This is a genomic window from Streptomyces sp. XY006 (genome assembly GCF_002237655.1).
In the GTDB taxonomy this organism is placed as follows: Bacteria; Actinomycetota; Actinomycetes; order Streptomycetales; family Streptomycetaceae; genus Streptomyces; species Streptomyces levis.
On record NZ_NOKT01000033.1, the window covers coordinates 48,257 to 64,674 of the forward strand.

Below are 16,418 nucleotides of genomic sequence, written 5' to 3' on the forward strand. Positions count from 1 at the left end.
ACGGCGTCGCGCCGATTGACGACCCCCGTCAATCGACGGGGCGTTGTCGGTGGCGGGGTGCACCATGAGGTCATGAGCGTGCGGATCGACATCACGGGGCTGCGGCAGGAGAGGGTCGCCGTCGTCCCCTCCCCCCTGGCCGAGCTGGGCATGGCCCTGCACGCGCTGTCCGAGCCGGCGCACCATCCGGGGCTGCAGGGCTGGGTCACGGGCGTGACGGCCCGGCTCGACCCGCATCTGGCCGACCGGATGTGCGAGGCGGACTTCCTGTGGCGGACGACGTTCTCCGACCTGTTCCTGCCGTGCGCCGGCCTGCCGGACCGCACCGCCCTGCCGGGCGGCACCCTCGCCGAGGAGCTCGACCTGCTCGACAAGCTGTCCGACGAGCAGTTCGTGGACGCCGCGCTGGAGTTCACCTGCGCCACCGGGTACGGCGAGTGCGCGCCCACGGCGCTGACCGACCCGGAAGTGCGCCGCCGCGCCCTGGACCTGGCCGCCGCGCGCGGGCCGCGGCAGCTGCGGTTCAGCGAGCGGCTGCTGGCCGACCCGCCCAGGATCCGGCAGTGGCTGCGGCAGTTCCTCCAGGACTGCGACGAGGCGTTCTTCGCGGAGGCCTGGTCCCGGCTGCGCCACCAGCTCGCGGCGGACACCCGCCACAAGACGGACCTGCTGCGCCGCAAGGGCCTGGCCGGAGCGCTGGCCGCGGTCTCCCCGGCGGTGACGCTGGACGAGCCGGCCGCCGTGATCTCGGTCGACAAGCTCGGCGACGGCCGCACGGCCACCGGCGACGGCGGTCTGCTGCTCGTCCCGACGAGCCTCGGCTGGCCGCATCTGATGGTCCTGCACCGCCCCGGCTGGCAGCCGGTGCTGCACTACCCGGTCGGCTCCCCCGAGCTCGCCGCCCCGCCCACGCTGGAGCAGCTGGCCCTGCGCATGACCGCGCTGTCCCACCCCGTCCGCATGCGCCTGTGCCGCTATCTGGCCCGCAGCGCCTACAGCACCGGCGAGCTGGCGCAGGTGCACGGCATGACGGCCCCGGAGATATCCCGCCACCTGGCCGTGCTGAAGAAGGCGGGCCTGGTCACCACCCGCCGCCGCGGGCGCTACGTGCTGCACCAGCTGGACGTGACGGTGGTGGCCCGGCTCGGCAGTGACTTCCTGGAGGGCATCCTCCGGTAGCGGACCGGGCGCCCCGGGTCAGCCGTGTCCGCCGGCCCGCACCAGCCCGGTCTCGTAGGCCAGCACCACGACCTGCACCCGGTCCCGCAGCCCCAGCTTGGTCAGGATGCGGCCCACATGGGTCTTCACGGTGGCCTCCGACAGCACGAGCCGGGCCGCGATCTCGCCGTTGGACAGGCCCTGCGCGACCAGCACCATGACCTCGCGCTCGCGGTCGGTGAGCCGTTCCAGCTCCTTGTGCTGGGGCTGCTTGGTGCCCGGCAGCATCGGCGCGAAGCGGTCCAGCAGCCGCCGGGTGGTGGACGGCGCGACGACCGCGTCCCCGCTGTGCACGGACCGGATGGCGGCGAGCAGCTCACCGGGCGGCACGTCCTTGAGCATGAAACCGGAGGCACCGGCCTTCAGCCCGGAGAAGGCGTACTCGTCGAGGTCGAAGGTGGTCAGGATGAGCACCTTCGGCGGGTCGGTGTCGGCGCAGATCCGCCGGGTCGCCTCGACCCCGTCGAGCTTGGGCATGCGGACGTCCATCAGCACGACGTCCACCTCGGTCGTCCGCAGCGCCTGGATGGCCTCGACGCCGTCGCCCGCCTCCGCCACGACCTCCATGTCCGGCTGGGCGGCGAGCACCATCCGGAACCCGGTGCGCAGCAGCACCTGGTCGTCGACGAGCATCACGCGGATCGTCATCGGGGCCTCTTCCGTATCTGTGGCGGTGTCTGGGACGGTATTTGTGGCTGTGGGGGAAAAGCGGGGTGGTGGGGAAAAGCGGGGTGGTGGCAGGGGGCGTGACAGGTGTCAGCGGGCGCGCGCCGACGTCAGTGCGCGGGTTTGAGCGGCAGCAGGGCGCTGATGCGGAATCCTCCGCCCGGGCGCGGACCGGCGTCCAGGGTGCCGCCGACCATACCGACCCGTTCCCGCATGCCGATCAGGCCGTGGCCCTGTCCGTCGAACCCGCCCTCCTCGTACAGCTCGTGCGGTGCGCCCTTGCCGTCGTCCTCGACGAGCAGGCCGAGGCCGTCGTCGAAGTAGACCAGGCGGACGCTGGCGCCGGCGTTGGGCCCGCCGTGCTTGCGGGTGTTGGTCAGCGCCTCCTGCACGATGCGGTAGGCGGTGAGCTCCACGCCGCTGGGCAGCGGGCGCGGCGTGCCCTCGACCTTGAAGTCGACCGGGAGCCCGGATCCCCGGCACTGTTCGACGAGGTCCTCGATCTGCTGCACGTCGGGCTGGGGCACGTACTCGCCGGCCTCCTGGTGCTCGCCGGTGCGCAGCACGCCGAGCAGGCGGCGCATCTCGGCGAGGGCCTGGCGGCCGGTGGAGGAGATGGTCTCCAGGGCCTTCTTCGCCTGGTCGGGCGCGGCGTCCAGGACATAGGCGGCGCCGTCGGCCTGCACCACCATCACCGAGACGTTGTGGGCGACGACGTCGTGCAACTCCCGGGCGATACGGGCGCGTTCGGCGGCGACGGCCACCTTGGACTGCGCCTCGCGCTCCCGCTCCAGACGGGCCGCCCGCTCCTCCAACTGCGCGAAGTAGGCGCGGCGGGTGCGGATGGAGTCGCCCAGCACCCAGGCGAGGGCGAAGGGCACGGTCATGAAGACGGTCAGGGCGATGTTGCCCGCGAGGCCCGTCTGGTCGCTGGGCCAGCGCAGGTGGGCGACGGGCGCGGCGCACAGACCGGCGCCCAGCGCGAAGCGGGAGGCCCAGCGGGCGCCCTCCGCCGCGACCGTGTAGACGATCACCAGCATGGCGAAGTCGGCCGGGCCGATCTCCACGTCGGTGATCAGCTGGGCCAGACCGGCCACCGCCGCGAGCAGCAGCATCTTCTCCGGCAGCCGGCGGCGCAGCGCGACGACCAGGCACAGCATCAGCGTGATCGGCACGGCGGCGGCCGGGGAGCCGTAGCCGCCCGCCACTCCGCCCACCAGCGAAATCCCGAGGAGGACGACGGCCCAGGTGGCGTCGACCCACGTCGGGTGCCTGCGGAGGAAGTCATAGAGGCGCTGCACGTAACCCAGCGTAGGGAAGCGGATAGGTGCAGGGGTCAACCGGAGGGCCGATCCGCGTCCGGGGCACGTACTCCGCAAGGTGGAGTTGCGTGCGTTGTGTGCGCATAGCCTGGCCCGGTGACGGCGGGTGCGAGGGACGAGTGGCGTGGGTGGCGGGCGGCGGCGCAGGAGGCGCTGTACGGGCCGCGCGGGTTCTACCGCCGGGCCGAGGGGCCCGGGGCGCACTTCCGCACCTCCGTGCACGCGTCGCCGCTGTTCGCGGGGGCCGTGGCGCGGCTGCTGTGCCGGGTCGACGAGGCCCTGGGCCGGCCCGCCGTGCTGGACTTCGTCGACATGGCCGCCGGGCGGGGCGAGCTGGCCGCCGGCGTGCTCGCCGCGCTGCCCGCCGAAGTGGCGTCCCGCACGCGCGCGTACGCCGTGGAGATCGCCGAGCGGCCCGCGGGCCTCGATCACCGGATCGAGTGGCGGTCCGCGCCCCCGCCGGGAACCACGGGGCTGCTGTTCGCGAACGAGTGGCTGGACAACGTGCCGGTGGAGGTCGCGGAGGTGGACTCCGCGGGCCGGGCCCGGCGGGTCCTCGTCCGGGAGGACGGGACCGAGCGGCTCGGTGAACCGGTCGGCGGGGCTGACGCTCGCTGGCTGGAGCGGTGGTGGCCGCTGCCCGGCGAGGAGGGGCTGCGGGCCGAGATCGGGCTGCCCCGGGACGAGGCCTGGGCCGCGGCGGTCGCGACCGTCGGCCGGGGGCTCGCCGTCGCCGTGGACTACGCCCACACGGCGGGGGCACGGCCGCCGTACGGGACGCTCACCGGCTTCCGGGAGGGCCGCGAGACACCGCCCGTACCGGACGGCACCCGCGACATCACGGCCCACGTCGCCCTGGACGCGTGCGCGCTGCCCGGCGGCCGGGTGCTCGCGCAGCGCGAGGCGCTGCACGCCCTCGGCGTGACCGGCGCACGCCCCCCGCTGACGCTGGCGTCCACCGACCCGGCCGGCTACGTGCGCGCCCTCGCGGGCGCCGGGGAGGCCGCCGAGCTCACGGCGGCGGGCGGCCTCGGCGACTTCGGCTGGCTGGTGCAGCCGGCCGGGATCCCCGACCCGTTCCGGAACCCCGGCCCTTTCGGGACGTGAGCCCGTGCCTGGCCCGGCCCGCCCCTACTTGTCGATGTCCCCGACCACGAAGAACATCGACCCCAGGATCGCCACCATGTCCGCGACGAGCGTCCCCGGCAGCAACTCCGTGAGCGCCTGGATGTTGTTGTACGAGGCGGAGCGCAGCTTGAGCCGGTACGGCGTCTTCTCGCCCTTGCTCACCAGGTAGTAGCCGTTGATCCCGAGGGGGTTCTCGGTCCAGGCGTACGTGTGCCCCTCGGGTGCCTTGAGGACCTTGGGGAGGCGCTGGTTGACCGGCCCGGGGGGCAGCTCGGCGAGGCGGTCGAGGCAGGCGTCGGCCAGGTCGAGCGCGTTGTGCGTCTGCTCCAGGAGGCACTCGAAACGGGCGAGGCAGTCGCCCTCGGACCGGGTCACGACCTTCAGGGTGTCCTGCAGCTCGCCGTAGGCGAGGTACGGCTCGTCGCGGCGCAGGTCGAAGTCGACGCCGGAGGCGCGGCCGATCGGCCCGCTGACGCCGTAGGCGTGGACGGCCTGCGGGCTGAGCACGCCGACGCCCCGGGTACGGCCACGGAAGATCTCGTTGCCCAGCACCAGGTCGTCGAAGCGGTCCATGCGGGAGCGGACGTCGGCGACGGCGGTCCGCGCGCGGCCGGTCCAGCCGGCCGGCAGGTCCTCCTTGAGCCCGCCGACGCGGTTGAACATGTAGTGCATCCGCCCGCCGGAGAGCTCCTCCATGACGTGCTGGAGCTCCTCGCGCTCCCGGAAGGCGTAGAAGATCGGGGTGATCCCGCCGAGTTCCAGCGGGTAGGACCCGAGGAACATCAGGTGGTTGAGCACCCGGTTGAGCTCGGCGAGCAGCGTGCGCAGCCACACCGCGCGCTCGGGCACCTCCATGCCGAGCATCCGCTCCACGGCGAGGACCACGCCGAGTTCGTTGGAGAACGCCGACAGCCAGTCGTGGCGGTTGGCGAGCATGATGATCTGGCGGTAGTCGCGCGCCTCGAACAGCTTCTCGGCGCCGCGGTGCATGTAGCCGATCACCGGTTCCGCGTGCGTGATGCGCTCGCCGTCCAGGACGAGCTTCAGGCGCAGCACGCCGTGCGTGGACGGGTGCTGGGGCCCGATGTTGAGCACCATGTCGGTGCTCTCCGCGGCGCCGCCGATTCCGACCATGGTCTCCGTCGTAGGAGTCATGGACACAGTCTCCCCTACGTACCCTGACCTCATGGAGACGGGGAGCCCGCACGCGGCGGGGGCTACGGGGGCAGACGGGGCGACCGGACCGGAGGGGGCGGCCGGAGCGGAGGAGACGGCCGGAGCGGAGAGGGCGAGTGGACCGGAGGGGGCGGCCGAGCCTGCCTGGATCGCACTGCCGCCCGGTCTGCTGAGGATGCGGCGGCTGCTGCTCGTCGTCTGGCTCGGGCTGGTCACCCTGGCCGCCGGGCTCGTGCCGGGGCTGCTGGCCGGGCCCGTCTGGGCGCTGTTCGCGCTGCCGCCGCTGGCGCTGGCGGTCTGGGGCTGGGTGATGACCGAGCGCAACTGGCGTTCCTGGCGCTACGCCGAGCGGGCCGACGACCTGTTGATCAGCCGGGGAGTGCTGTGGCGCGAGGAGACCGTCGTGCCGTACGGGCGGATGCAGCTCGTGGAGGTGACCTCCGGGCCCGTGGAGCGGCACTTCGGGCTGGCCAGCGTGCAGTTGCACACGGCCGCCGCGGCGACCGACGCGACCATCCCCGGCCTTGACCCGGCCGAGGCGGAACGCCTGCGCGACCGGCTCACCGAACTGGGCGAGGCCCGATCGGCGGGGCTGTGACGACCGACCGGGCCGCCGAGCCGGCCGAACCCCGGGGCGGATTCGTCAAGCCCGCCGGGCCGGCCGAACCCCTGGGCGGACGCGTCGAGCCCGCCGGGCCGGCCCACCCCACGGAACCCCACGGGCCGGCCCACCCCACGGAACCCCACGGCCCCGACCGTGCCCCGGGGGACGTGATCGAGCGGCGGCTGCACCCCGTCACTCCGCTGCGGCGGGCCTGGGCCCCGGTCGCCGTCGTGATCGGCTGGGCCGTGCACGACCCCGACGGCGCGCAGCGCCACCTGACCCGCCTGACCACGACGACCCTGCTCATCGGCCTCGCGGTGATCGTCCCGGCCGCCGCCCTCTACGGCTTCTGCTCCTGGTGGTTCACGCACTTCGCGGTGACCGGCACCGACCTGCGCATCCGCACCGGCCTGGTCTTCCGGCGCACCGCCCACATCCGCCTGGAGCGGATCCAGGCCGTCGACGTCACCCAGCCGCTGCTCGCCCGGGTCGCGGGCGTCGCCAAGCTCCGGCTCGACGTCATAGGCACCGACAAGAAGGACGAACTGGCCTTCCTGGGCGCCGACGAAGCCCGGGCCCTGCGGGCCGAACTGCTCGCCCGGGCCGCCGGTTTCGCCCCCGAGACCGCGCACGAGGTCGGTGAGGCTCCCTCCCGGCAGCTGCTCCGGGTGCCGCCGGGCGTGCTCGCGATGTCCCTGGTGCTGACCGGCGCGACCTGGGGGTCACTGGCCGCGGCGCTCGTCGTGCCGCCGGTGCTGTGGCTGGCCACCCACAGCCTGTGGACGGTCCTCGCGGTCGCCCTGCCGCTGCTGGGCGCGGCCGGCGCGAGCAGCGTGGGCCGGTTCGTCACCGAGTACGACTGGACCGTGGGCGAGTCGCCCGACGGCCTGCGCATCGACCACGGCCTGCTGGACCGGGCCCACGAGACGGTGCCGCCGGGGCGTGTGCAGACCGTGCGGATCGTGGAGCCGCTGCTGTGGCGCCGGCGCGGCTGGGTGCGCGTGGAACTGGACGTCGCAGGCTCGTCCAACTCCGTGCTGCTGCCGGTCGCCCCGCGCGAGATCGCCGAGGAGGTCGTCGCGCGCGTGCTGCCCGGGGTGATGGTGCCGGACCGCACGGCCCTGGCCCCGTCGCCGCGCCGCGCCCGCTGGTGCGTGCCGCTGTGGTGGCGGGGGTACGGACTGGCCGTCACGGACGCGGTGTTCGCGGCCCGTTCGGGCCTGCTGCGGCGCAGCCTGGCACTGGTGCCGCACGCGAAGGTGCAGAGCGTACGGATGACGCAGGGGCCGTGGGAACGGGCCCGGGGCCTGGCCGACGTGTCGGTGGACACCGGCGCCGGCAAGACGGTCACGGCCCGCCTGCGCGACGCCACCGAGGCCCGCGACCTGCTGTCCGCCCAGGCGGAACGCTCCCGCACGGGCCGCCGAGACGCCCGCCCGGACCGCTGGATGTCCTGAGCCCCGCCCGACACCCGAAGACCACCCGACGCAGAAGGCCGCAAGGCCTGCGGGGTCGGGTACCGCGGGGCCGCGAGGCGACCCACTCCCACGTCCAGGACCAGGTCCCGCCGGCCTAGGCGCCCCATCCGCGCCAGGCCGTCCTGCGGGGCCGCGACACCGCAAAGCGCGCGGGGCCGCAAGGCCTACGAGGCCGCAAGGCCGCGAAAGGCCCCCGGCCATGAGCCGGGGGCCTTCGCGGGCGTTCTCCCGCGTGGGCGTCGGAGCACGGTCAGGACACCGCGCTGCGCAGCCCCTGCAGGTCGATCTGCTCCGTCTCGTCGTGTGCCGTCAGGTCGATGACCTGGCCGACGCCGCGCGACTCCTCGTCGGCCGGCTTGTAGCGGGCCTCGGTCTCGGCCTTGTGCAGGGCGAGCGCCTCCTGGCCGACGACATCGGCGAGGTCCTCGTTCTGCACGGCCTCCAGCGCCGCCCGCGAGGTGCCCTTCTTGGTGCCGAAGAAGTCGAACCCGCCCTCGGTCAGCGGGCGCCGCACCGGCTGCTGCGGCGCGACGGCCACGGCGGTCGGCACCGTGTAGTGCCCGGACACCCCCTGCCCGGCCCGGGCGGGCGCGGGAAGCCGCCCGGCGTCAGCCGTCTGCCTCGCCGTGGCGGGGGTCGCGTGCTCGTGCCCGTCCACCGCCTCGGACCGCCCCTGCGGCTTCCCCTCCCGGGACGGCTCCGGCTGCTCCGGCTGTTCCGGCCGCGCGGCCTGCTCCGCCTTGGTCTCCTGCGCGGGCTCCCCGGCGTCCTCGGTCTCCTGGGTCTCCTTCGCGGGCTCCGCCGCGTCGTCACCCTTCGGCACGCCGTCCCCGTCGCCGTCACCGCCGCCGTCCGGGTCCGGCACCCGCTCGCCGTCGAACCGGGCGAGCGCGGCGGCGGCCCGCAGGAACAGCCGGGAGCCCTCCGGCGAGAACACCGCCGGAACCCCGGTCTCCGCCTCGACGGAGAGGCCGGCGGTCTTCGCCTCCGCCTCCGCCTCCACCTGAGCGGCATCCGTCGCGTCCGCCGCATCCGTTGCGTCAGCCGCGTCCGCGGCCCCCGCCGGCAGTGCCGCCCGTACCGGAGCCGTCGCCTCGATCTCCAGGACCCGGCGCTCCTCCAGGACGCTCGCGCGCTCGGTCTCCGACGTGGCGTACCGGCGCAGCAGCGCGGCGTGTTCGTTGCGCAGCCCGGCCAGTTCCGTGCGCTTGGCACGCAGCCGCTGTTCCAGCTTGGCGCGCAGCTCGCGGGATTCGTCCAGGTCGGCCTCGAGTTCGGCGACGCGCTCCTCGAAGCGCCACTCGTCGCTCGCCCGCGCGCGCGTGAGGTCGGCGACGCGCTTGCCCGCCTGGGTGTCCCAACGGCGCAGCACCACCGCGCCGATGACCGCCGTCGCCGCGGCGGCCGCGGCCAGACCACGGAGCACCGCCGGCTCCGTGAAGACCCAGGGCCCCAGGGCGCAGACGAGGGAGACGCCTGCGATCGCCGACGGGGGCAGCAGCCTGTGCAGGGGCGGGGAATGGCGATGACGTCCACGTGGCATGGCCAGAAACTTACCGCGCGTAGGCGAATCGTGGTGAGCCACCCCGCAAAAACAAAGCCATACCAAGAGGGTCACGCCGCATCAGAACTCGGGAAGAAACGGAAGACTCCGTTCATTCAATTCCCAAGATCATTATGAGTGGCCCCCGAGTCACGTGCCGGACCCCGTGTCAGCCGCTCACTCATCCACTCCAGTGTCGCCGGAATCTCCCGCCGCCAGGTGTTGAAGTTGTGCCCGCCGCTTTCCAGGACGATCGAGGAGATCCGGGTCCGCCCGGTGCCCTTCACCCGCTCTATGAACTCCAGCGTGTCCCGGTAGTTGCTCTCGCCCTTCCTGCTGCTGGTGACCAGCAGGGACGTGTCGGGAGCGGGCATGTGCGCGAGGTACCACCACAGATCGGCGCGCCGGCGCAGGTCCTTGTCGCCCTGGAAGAGATCGCCCGTCGTGGCGTCGATCGGCGCCTTGTAGTACGCGGACAGACCCGCCCCGGCGGCGTACACACCGGGATGGTGCATCGCGATCTTCAACGCGCAGTAGCCGCCCGTGGAGTTGCCGGCGATGCCGAGACCGCCCGGCTTTTCCGACACCCGGTAGTGCGTGCGCAAGGCGTCCGGCAGATCCTTCGCGAAGAACGACTCCGTCTGCGGACCGCCCGGTATGTCGACGCACTCCGTGTCCCGGGGCGGTGCCACCGTCGGCCGCAGCATGACGAGGATCATCGGCCGCATCCGGCCGGCCCGGGCCAGTTCCAGCGCGGTGCGCGGATAGTGGAGCTTCTCCACCAGCGCGGACGCCGTACCCGGATAACCGGTCAGCACGACCGCGGCGGGGAACCGGTGCGTGCGGTACCGCGGTTGGAAGTACTCCGGCGGCAGATACACGTACGCGGGCGTGGCGATCCGGGTCGTGCGGCCCACGAGCTGCACCTCCTGGATCCGGCCGCCGGAGGCCGGCCGCACTCCGCCCGCCCCCGGCACCCGCCGCGAGCCGACCACCTCCAGCGGGCCCCGGCCCGGCGTGTGGTCGACGACCACCCCTTGGTCCTTCTCCTGCCCGAACAGGTCCGCCCAGCTCGCGTAGAAGCCGAAGGCCTGGTTGGCGGCCAGGCCCACCGCCGCGAACAGCGCCAGTTGCGTGCCCAGCAGCAGGCCGATCCGCCCGGCCACCGCCCGCGGACCGGGCCGGGCCAGCCGCGGCCACAGCCGGACCGTGCCGGTGAACAGCAGCACGGCCCAGAGCACCGCCAGTGCCAGTGTCTTGTCACTCGTGAGACCCATGGTCGGTTACCTGTCCGCGCTCTCCGCCCGGTCCCGCCCCGCGCGCACACCTTCGCAAGGGGTTGTCCCGGGCTTTCCTCCGCCTTTGAAACGGCTTTGACGTGGGGAGTGAACCTCTCTCCCCGAGACACCGTCCTAGAGGGCGCAATGTCGCCGGATGCCCGAATCGGCACCGGATCCAAGGTCTCTCGCAGAACTACGGGATGCGATGTCTGTCAGGACAGATGAGGAAATGTCGGGCGGGGTTCCTCACCGCCACGGCGCCACGGCGCGCACGGGCCGGGCGGGTCGGCTGCTGCGCGGGCCACGCCCCGAGGCCGTGCCGCTCCTCGTCGGCAGAGCCTGCGCCCTGGTGGGCGCACTGGACATCGCCGCGGGCGTCTTCCCCCGCTTCCGGCACAGCCGCATGCACGCCATCGCCGAGGTGCTGCCCGGCGCCCTCGGCCCCTTCGCGGCCGCCCTGTCCCTGAGCACGGGCGTGCTGTTGCTGCTGCTCGCCCACGGTCTCAAGCGCGGCAAGCGCCGGGCCTGGCGGGCCGCCGTCGCCCTGCTCCCGGCCGGTGCCGTCGCGCAGTTCACCTACCGCCACTCGGTCGTCGGCGTCCTCATCTCCCTGGCCCTGCTGGCGCCCCTGCTGCGCCACCGCGACCAGTTCGACGCCCTGCCCGACCCGCGCAGCCGCTGGCGGGCGCTCGCCAACTTCGTCCTCATGAGCGCCGGTTCGCTGCTGCTGGGCCTGGTCGTGGTCAGCGTCCACGGCGACCGCATGCTCGGCGACCCGAGCCTGGCCGACCGCATCACCCACGTCGTCTACGGCCTCTTCGGCTTCGAGGGCCCGGTCGACTACCGCGGCACCACCTCCTGGACCGTGGCCTTCTCGCTCGGCGCCCTCGGCCTGCTCACCGCCGTCACCACCGTCTACCTGGCCTTCCGCCCCGAACACCCGGCCGCACAGCTCACCGAGGCGGACGAGGCGCGGCTGCGCGCCCTGCTGGACAAGCACGGCGGCCGCGACTCCCTCGGCCACTTCGCGCTGCGCCGCGACAAGGCCGTGGTCTTCTCCCCCAGCGGCAAGGCGGCCGTCACCTACCGCGTGGTCTCCGGCGTGATGCTCGCCAGCGGCGACCCCATCGGCGACGTCGAGGCCTGGCCCGGCGCCATCGAACGGTTCATGGACGAGGCCAGGGCCCACTCCTGGACCCCCGCCGTGATGGGCTGCTCCGAGACCGGCGGCGAGGTGTGGACCCGCGAGACCGGGCTCGACGCCCTCGAACTGGGCGACGAGGCGGTGGTGGACGTCAAGGATTTCTCCCTCGCCGGCCGCGCGATGCGCAATGTGCGCCAGATGGTCAAGCGCATCGAGCGCGCCGGTTACGAGACCCGGGTACGACGAGTCCGTGACCTCGGCGAGGCCGAGCTGGAGCGCATCCGGAGCGCCGCCGACGACTGGCGCGGCACCGACACCGAGCGCGGCTTCTCCATGGCCCTCGGCCGGATCGGCGACCCTGACGACGGCGACTGCCTCATCGCCACCGCCCACAAGCAGGACGACCACCCCGGCCCCCACGGCGACCTCAAGGCCGTCCTGCACTTCGTGCCCTGGGGCACCGACGGCGCCTCGCTCGACCTGATGCGCCGCGACCGCTCCGCCGACCCCGGCATGAACGAACTGCTCATCGTGGCCGCCCTCCAGGCCGCCCCGAAGTTCGGCGTCGCGCGCGTCTCCCTCAACTTCGCGATGTTCCGCTCGGCCCTGGCGCGCGGCGAGAAGATCGGCGCGGGCCCGGTCCTGCGCGCCTGGCGCGGCCTGCTGGTCTTCCTCTCCCGCTGGTTCCAGATCGAGTCCCTGTACAAGTTCAACGCCAAGTTCCAGCCGCGCTGGGAGCCCCGCTTCGTGGTCTACCGCGCCTCCGCCGACCTGCCCCGCATCGGCTTCGCCGCCATGCAGGCGGAAGGTTTCGTCAACCTCGCCCTGCCGCTGCCCCGCGTCCTGCGCCGCCGCCGCACCGCGGGCCGCCGCCCCTGCGCCCACCGCACGGCGACCGAACGCGGCGTGCGCGCGGCCTGACCCGGACGCCCGCGCGGGGCCGTCGCCCGGGCCGCGGCGGCTGACGGCCCCTGCCGGGGCCTACGCTGAACATATGAGCAACCAGAGCGGACGCGGGCGCGTGGCGGGCCTACCGGAATGGGACCGCTGCGCGGTCATGGGAGTCGTGAACGTCACCCCCGACTCCTTCTCCGACGGCGGCCGCTTCTTCGACACCACGGCCGCCGTCAAACACGGCCTCGACCTCGTCACCGAGGGCGCCGACCTGGTCGACGTCGGCGGCGAGTCCACGCGCCCGGGCGCCACCCGGGTGGACGAGGCCGAGGAACTGCGCCGCGTCCTCCCCGTCGTGCGCGGCCTGGCCTCCGAAGGCGTCACCGTCTCCGTCGACACCATGCGCGCCTCCGTCGCCGAGCGGGCCCTCGCGGCCGGCGCCGCCCTCGTCAACGACGTCAGCGGCGGCCTCGCCGACCCGCGCATGATCCCCGCCGTCGCCGACGCCGGCGCCCCCTTCGTCGTCATGCACTGGCGCGGCTTCCTCCAGGGCGGCAACGTCAGGGGCGTCTACGCCGACGTCGTCACCGAGGTCGTCGACGAGCTGCACGCGCGCGTGGAGGCCGTCCTGGCCGGCGGCATCGCCCCCGACCGCGTCGTCGTCGACCCCGGCCTCGGCTTCTCCAAGGACGCCGAGCACGACCTGGCGCTCCTCGCGGGCCTCGACCGGGTCCTGCGCCTCGGCCACCCCCTCCTCGTCGCCGCCTCCCGCAAGCGGTTCCTCGGCCGGGTGCTGGCCGGACCCGACGCCCCGCCCCCGCCCGCCCGCGAACGCGACGCGGCCACCGCCGCCGTCTCCGCGCTCGCCGCGCACGCCGGCGCGTGGGCCGTCCGCGTGCACGAGGTACGCGCCACGGCGGACGCCGTACGCGTCGCCCGCGCCCTCGAAGGGGCACGCCCCGGCGCGGAAGGAACCCGGTGAGCGCCCCGCACACCGACGTCGAGCAGGTCGAGGCCGCCAACACCGCCTTCTACGAGGCACTGGAACAGGGCGACTTCGAGGAACTCGCGTCGCTCTGGCTCACCCCCGCCGACCTGGGCGTCGACGAGACCTACCACGACCCGGCCGACTCCGGCGTGGTCTCCTGCGTGCACCCCGGCTGGCCCGTGCTCACCGGCCGCGGCGAGGTCCTGCGCTCGTACGCCCTGATCATGGCCAACACCGACTACATCCAGTTCTTCCTCACCGACGTGCACGTCTCCGTCACCGGTGACACCGCCCTGGTGACCTGCACGGAGAACATCCTCAGCGGCGGCCCCGCCCCGCAGGGCGAGAACGAGGAGCTCGGCCCCCTCGTCGGGCAGCTCGTGGTCGCCACCAATGTGTTCCGGCGCACGCCCCAGGGGTGGAAGATCTGGTCGCACCACGCTTCCCCCGTCCTCGCCGAAACCGACGAGGACGAACAGGACGACACACCCGCCTGAGTGGGTAGTCGCCCGGTAGTGGTGGGAATCACCGAGCCGCGGGCAGGAGCGGCCACCAACCCGTGAGCCGCCGGATTCCCCAGGGGAAACGCTGGATGAATCCTGCCGGGCCCCGGCCGGGCCCGACCCCCGTGGCCCGGCCCCGCCCGGGCTCGCAGGTAGATTCGAGCGAGGCCGGTGTGCCGCCCGCACACGGCACGGACCGGCCGTGACCGACGATTGCAGGAGTGATTCGCGTGGATCGTGTCGCGCTGCGCGGCCTGAAGGCCCGTGGGCACCACGGAGTGTTCCCGAGGGAACGCGAGGAGGGCCAGACCTTCATCGTGGACCTCGTCCTCGGCCTGGACACCCGACCGGCCGCGGCCGACGACGACCTGGCGAAGACGGTGCACTACGGCATCGTGGCGGAGGAGGTCGTGGCCGTCGTCCAGGGCGAGCCCGTCGACCTCGTCGAGACGCTCGCCGAGCGCATCGCCCAGGTGTGTCTGAAGCACGAAGTGGTCCAGCAGGTCGAGGTCTGCGTCCACAAGCCGGACGCCCCGATCACGGTCCCCTTCGACGACGTGACCGTCACCATCACCCGGAGCCGAGTATGACCGCGCCCTTCCTCAAGGGTCCCAGCGACCCGACCGTCCAGCCGGTACCCGCCTCCGTCGTCGACAAGGTCGACGCCGCCGACACGACCCTGTCCAACCCGAAACGCGCCGTGGTCGCCCTCGGCTCCAACCTCGGCAACCGCCTGGAGACGCTCCAGGGAGCCGTCGACGCCCTGGAGGACACGCCCGGCGTCCGCGTCAAGGCCGTCTCCCCCGTCTACGAGACCGAGCCCTGGGGCGTGGACCCCGGCAGCCAGCCCTCCTACTTCAACGCGGTCGTGGTCCTCAAGACCACCCTCCCGCCCTCCTCGCTCCTGGAGCGCGCGCACGCCGTCGAGGAGGCCTTCCACCGCGTCCGCGACGAGCGCTGGGGCCCGCGCACCCTCGACGTCGACATCGTGTCCTACGCCGACGTCGTCTCCGACGACCCGCGGCTGACCCTCCCCCACCCCCGCGCCCACGAGCGGGCCTTCGTCCTGGTCCCCTGGCACGACCTGGACCCCGAGGCGCAGCTCCCCGGCCGCGGCCCGGTCGCCGGCCTGCTGGACGCCGTCACCCGGGAAGGTGTCACGCCCCGCGCCGACCTGGAACTCCGCCTGCCCGAGTAGCCGTTAAGGTCAAGACGGCCGCGAACGGGGCCGGAGCCGGGGGAACCGAAGGGACACCGTGAAAGAGCTGCGCATCAGGTTGCTGGCCGGCGTCTTCGTCGTGGCCGGGGTCCTGTCCTGGGCGGGCGCCCGCCTGTGGAACTCGGTCGGCACGCTCCCCAGCGTTCCCCTGGCCGCCCCCGTCGTCCTGGCCCTGATCGCCGTGGTCCTGCTGGCCACGGCGCTCTCGCTGCGCTCCCGGCTCAAGGCCCAGCGCGAGCGGCGGCCCGACGCCAAGGGCGTCGACCCCATGATGGCGGCCCGCGCGGTCGTCTTCGGACACGCCAGCGCCCTGGTCGCCGCCCTGGTCTCCGGCATGTACGGCGGGACCGGCGTCTTCCTCCTGGAGTCCCTGGACATCCCCGCCCGCCGCGACCAGGCCATCTACGCCGGCTTCTCGGTCCTCGCGGGCATCGGCGTCATAGCGGCGGCGATCTTCCTGGAGCGCGTCTGCAAGCTCCCGGAGGACGACGAGCACGACGGCACCGGAGCGGCGCCCTCGGTGTGACCCGGGGCGTCAGCGCGCCATGATGAGGCTCATCGCCTCATTGCGCGTCGCCGGGTCGCGCAGCTGCCCCCGGACCGCCGAGGTGATCGTCTTCGCGCCCACCTTGCGGACCCCGCGCATCGACATGCACATGTGCTCGCACTCGACCACGACGATCACACCGCGCGGCTCCAGGATCTCCATCAGGGAGTCGGCGATCTGCGTGGTGAGTCGTTCCTGCACCTGCGGGCGCCGGGCGTAGACGTCCACGAGCCGGGCGAGCTTCGACAGGCCGGTGATCTTGCCCTCGACGGACGGGATGTACCCGACGTGCGCCACCCCGACGAACGGCACGAGGTGGTGTTCGCAGGAGCTCAGCACCTCGATGTCCTTCACCAGGACCATCTCGTCGTGTCCGAGATCGAACGTCGTCGTCAGCACGTCCTCGGGCTTCTGCCAGAGCCCCGCGAATATCTCCTTGTACGCCCGAGCCACACGCGCCGGCGTCTCCTTGAGGCCCTCGCGGTCCGGGTCCTCGCCGACCGCGATCAGCAGTTCGCGTACGGCGTTCTCGGCGCGCTTCTCGTCGAACTCGCCGATCTGGCCCTCGCCGTCCAGCGTCACGGGGTCGGTCATCTGGTGCCTCGTTCCTGTGTCCATCACGGGGCGGCCTGCGTAAATGGCGGAAAGCCGCGCCCCCCAGGCTAAAACCTGGGGGGCGCGGCATCCATTCCGGGCCGGGTGGGGCCG

Annotated in this window: 16 protein-coding genes; 10 read left to right on the plus strand and 6 right to left on the minus strand. The window is 73.4% G+C overall.

Annotated elements, in window-relative coordinates; translation table 11 throughout:
• Positions 1 to 72: 72 nt before the first annotated feature.
• Positions 73 to 1,179 carry a DUF5937 family protein gene (locus CHR28_RS31020; protein WP_094057044.1) on the plus strand — a complete coding sequence of 369 codons (1,107 nt, stop codon included), beginning with the start codon at positions 73 to 75 and terminating at the stop codon, positions 1,177 to 1,179.
• Positions 1,180 to 1,197: 18 nt separating this feature from the next.
• Here the strand turns inward: CHR28_RS31020 and CHR28_RS31025 are convergent, their stop codons facing one another.
• Positions 1,198 to 1,866 carry a response regulator transcription factor gene (locus tag CHR28_RS31025; protein WP_094057045.1) on the minus strand — a complete coding sequence of 223 codons (669 nt, stop codon included), beginning with the start codon at positions 1,864 to 1,866 and terminating at the stop codon, positions 1,198 to 1,200.
• Between the two features lie 128 nt (positions 1,867 to 1,994).
• Entirely contained in the window at positions 1,995 to 3,185 is a 1,191-nt protein-coding gene (locus CHR28_RS31030; protein ID WP_094057046.1) for a sensor histidine kinase, read from the minus strand.
• Positions 3,186 to 3,302: 117 nt separating this feature from the next.
• Here CHR28_RS31030 and CHR28_RS31035 point away from each other — a divergent pair, with 117 nt between their 5' ends.
• The gene (locus CHR28_RS31035) at positions 3,303 to 4,313 is read left to right on the plus strand and encodes an SAM-dependent methyltransferase (RefSeq protein WP_094057047.1); all 1,011 of its coding nucleotides are present in this window, start codon (positions 3,303 to 3,305) and stop codon (positions 4,311 to 4,313) included.
• A gap of 24 nt (positions 4,314 to 4,337) precedes the next feature.
• Here the strand turns inward: CHR28_RS31035 and CHR28_RS31040 are convergent, their stop codons facing one another.
• The gene (locus tag CHR28_RS31040; RefSeq protein ID WP_094057048.1) at positions 4,338 to 5,489 is read right to left on the minus strand and encodes an NADH-quinone oxidoreductase subunit D; all 1,152 of its coding nucleotides are present in this window, start codon (positions 5,487 to 5,489) and stop codon (positions 4,338 to 4,340) included.
• Positions 5,490 to 5,520: 31 nt separating this feature from the next.
• Here CHR28_RS31040 and CHR28_RS38610 point away from each other — a divergent pair, with 31 nt between their 5' ends.
• Together CHR28_RS38610 and CHR28_RS31050 are read left to right on the plus strand one after the other, a co-directional pair.
• On the plus strand, positions 5,521 to 6,108 hold the full coding sequence (locus CHR28_RS38610; protein ID WP_306437585.1) for a PH domain-containing protein: 588 nt from the start codon (positions 5,521 to 5,523) through the stop codon (positions 6,106 to 6,108).
• A gap of 173 nt (positions 6,109 to 6,281) precedes the next feature.
• Complete coding sequence (locus tag CHR28_RS31050) at positions 6,282 to 7,571, plus strand: PH domain-containing protein (protein WP_094057049.1); 1,290 nt, start codon at positions 6,282 to 6,284, stop codon at positions 7,569 to 7,571.
• A 271-nt stretch (positions 7,572 to 7,842) separates the two neighbouring features.
• On the opposite strand, the gene CHR28_RS31055 is transcribed toward CHR28_RS31050, so the two are convergent.
• Both CHR28_RS31055 and CHR28_RS31060 read right to left on the minus strand, forming a co-directional pair.
• Positions 7,843 to 9,135: a hypothetical protein gene (locus tag CHR28_RS31055; RefSeq protein ID WP_094057050.1), complete on the minus strand. Its 1,293-nt coding sequence runs from the start codon at positions 9,133 to 9,135 to the stop codon at positions 7,843 to 7,845.
• Between the two features lie 116 nt (positions 9,136 to 9,251).
• Positions 9,252 to 10,412 carry an alpha/beta hydrolase gene (locus CHR28_RS31060; RefSeq protein WP_094057051.1) on the minus strand — a complete coding sequence of 387 codons (1,161 nt, stop codon included), beginning with the start codon at positions 10,410 to 10,412 and terminating at the stop codon, positions 9,252 to 9,254.
• Positions 10,413 to 10,644: 232 nt separating this feature from the next.
• On the opposite strand from CHR28_RS31060, the gene CHR28_RS31065 reads away from it, so the two are divergent.
• From CHR28_RS31065 to CHR28_RS31090, 6 genes are all read left to right on the plus strand, one after another.
• Positions 10,645 to 12,480: a phosphatidylglycerol lysyltransferase domain-containing protein gene (locus CHR28_RS31065; RefSeq protein WP_094057052.1), complete on the plus strand. Its 1,836-nt coding sequence runs from the start codon at positions 10,645 to 10,647 to the stop codon at positions 12,478 to 12,480.
• A gap of 73 nt (positions 12,481 to 12,553) precedes the next feature.
• On the plus strand, positions 12,554 to 13,435 hold the full coding sequence (folP, locus tag CHR28_RS31070) for a dihydropteroate synthase (protein WP_094057053.1): 882 nt from the start codon (positions 12,554 to 12,556) through the stop codon (positions 13,433 to 13,435).
• Positions 13,432 to 13,938, plus strand: a complete 507-nt coding sequence (locus tag CHR28_RS31075) for a nuclear transport factor 2 family protein (protein ID WP_094057054.1) — start codon at positions 13,432 to 13,434, stop codon at positions 13,936 to 13,938. The genes folP and CHR28_RS31075 overlap by 4 nt, the downstream gene beginning before the upstream one ends.
• A 236-nt stretch (positions 13,939 to 14,174) precedes the next feature.
• Positions 14,175 to 14,534, plus strand: a complete 360-nt coding sequence (gene folB, locus CHR28_RS31080) for a dihydroneopterin aldolase (protein ID WP_094057055.1) — start codon at positions 14,175 to 14,177, stop codon at positions 14,532 to 14,534.
• On the plus strand, positions 14,531 to 15,142 hold the full coding sequence (gene folK / locus CHR28_RS31085; protein ID WP_094057056.1) for a 2-amino-4-hydroxy-6-hydroxymethyldihydropteridine diphosphokinase: 612 nt from the start codon (positions 14,531 to 14,533) through the stop codon (positions 15,140 to 15,142). The genes folB and folK overlap by 4 nt, the downstream gene beginning before the upstream one ends.
• 58 nt (positions 15,143 to 15,200) lie before the next feature.
• Complete coding sequence (locus CHR28_RS31090; protein ID WP_094057057.1) at positions 15,201 to 15,689, plus strand: DUF3180 domain-containing protein; 489 nt, start codon at positions 15,201 to 15,203, stop codon at positions 15,687 to 15,689.
• Between the two features lie 9 nt (positions 15,690 to 15,698).
• Here CHR28_RS31090 and folE read toward each other — a convergent pair whose 3' ends face one another.
• On the minus strand, positions 15,699 to 16,304 hold the full coding sequence (gene folE, locus CHR28_RS31095; protein WP_094057058.1) for a GTP cyclohydrolase I FolE: 606 nt from the start codon (positions 16,302 to 16,304) through the stop codon (positions 15,699 to 15,701).
• Positions 16,305 to 16,418 lie beyond the last annotated feature (114 nt).

What these genes read in the sequence shown, in the direction of transcription:
- CHR28_RS31020 (WP_094057044.1), top strand. Translation starts at nt 73, where the DNA reads ATGAGCGTGCGGATCGACATCACGGGGCTGCGGCAGGAGAGGGTCGCC.
- CHR28_RS31025 (WP_094057045.1), bottom strand. Translation starts at nt 1,866, where the DNA reads ATGACGATCCGCGTGATGCTCGTCGACGACCAGGTGCTGCTGCGCACC.
- CHR28_RS31040 (WP_094057048.1), bottom strand. Translation starts at nt 5,489, where the DNA reads ATGACTCCTACGACGGAGACCATGGTCGGAATCGGCGGCGCCGCGGAG.
- CHR28_RS38610 (WP_306437585.1), top strand. Translation starts at nt 5,521, where the DNA reads ATGGAGACGGGGAGCCCGCACGCGGCGGGGGCTACGGGGGCAGACGGG.
- CHR28_RS31055 (WP_094057050.1), bottom strand. Translation starts at nt 9,135, where the DNA reads ATGCCACGTGGACGTCATCGCCATTCCCCGCCCCTGCACAGGCTGCTG.
- CHR28_RS31060 (WP_094057051.1), bottom strand. Translation starts at nt 10,412, where the DNA reads ATGGGTCTCACGAGTGACAAGACACTGGCACTGGCGGTGCTCTGGGCC.
- CHR28_RS31065 (WP_094057052.1), top strand. Translation starts at nt 10,645, where the DNA reads ATGTCGGGCGGGGTTCCTCACCGCCACGGCGCCACGGCGCGCACGGGC.
- folP (WP_094057053.1), top strand. Translation starts at nt 12,554, where the DNA reads ATGAGCAACCAGAGCGGACGCGGGCGCGTGGCGGGCCTACCGGAATGG.
- folK (WP_094057056.1), top strand. Translation starts at nt 14,531, where the DNA reads ATGACCGCGCCCTTCCTCAAGGGTCCCAGCGACCCGACCGTCCAGCCG.
- folE (WP_094057058.1), bottom strand. Translation starts at nt 16,304, where the DNA reads ATGACCGACCCCGTGACGCTGGACGGCGAGGGCCAGATCGGCGAGTTC.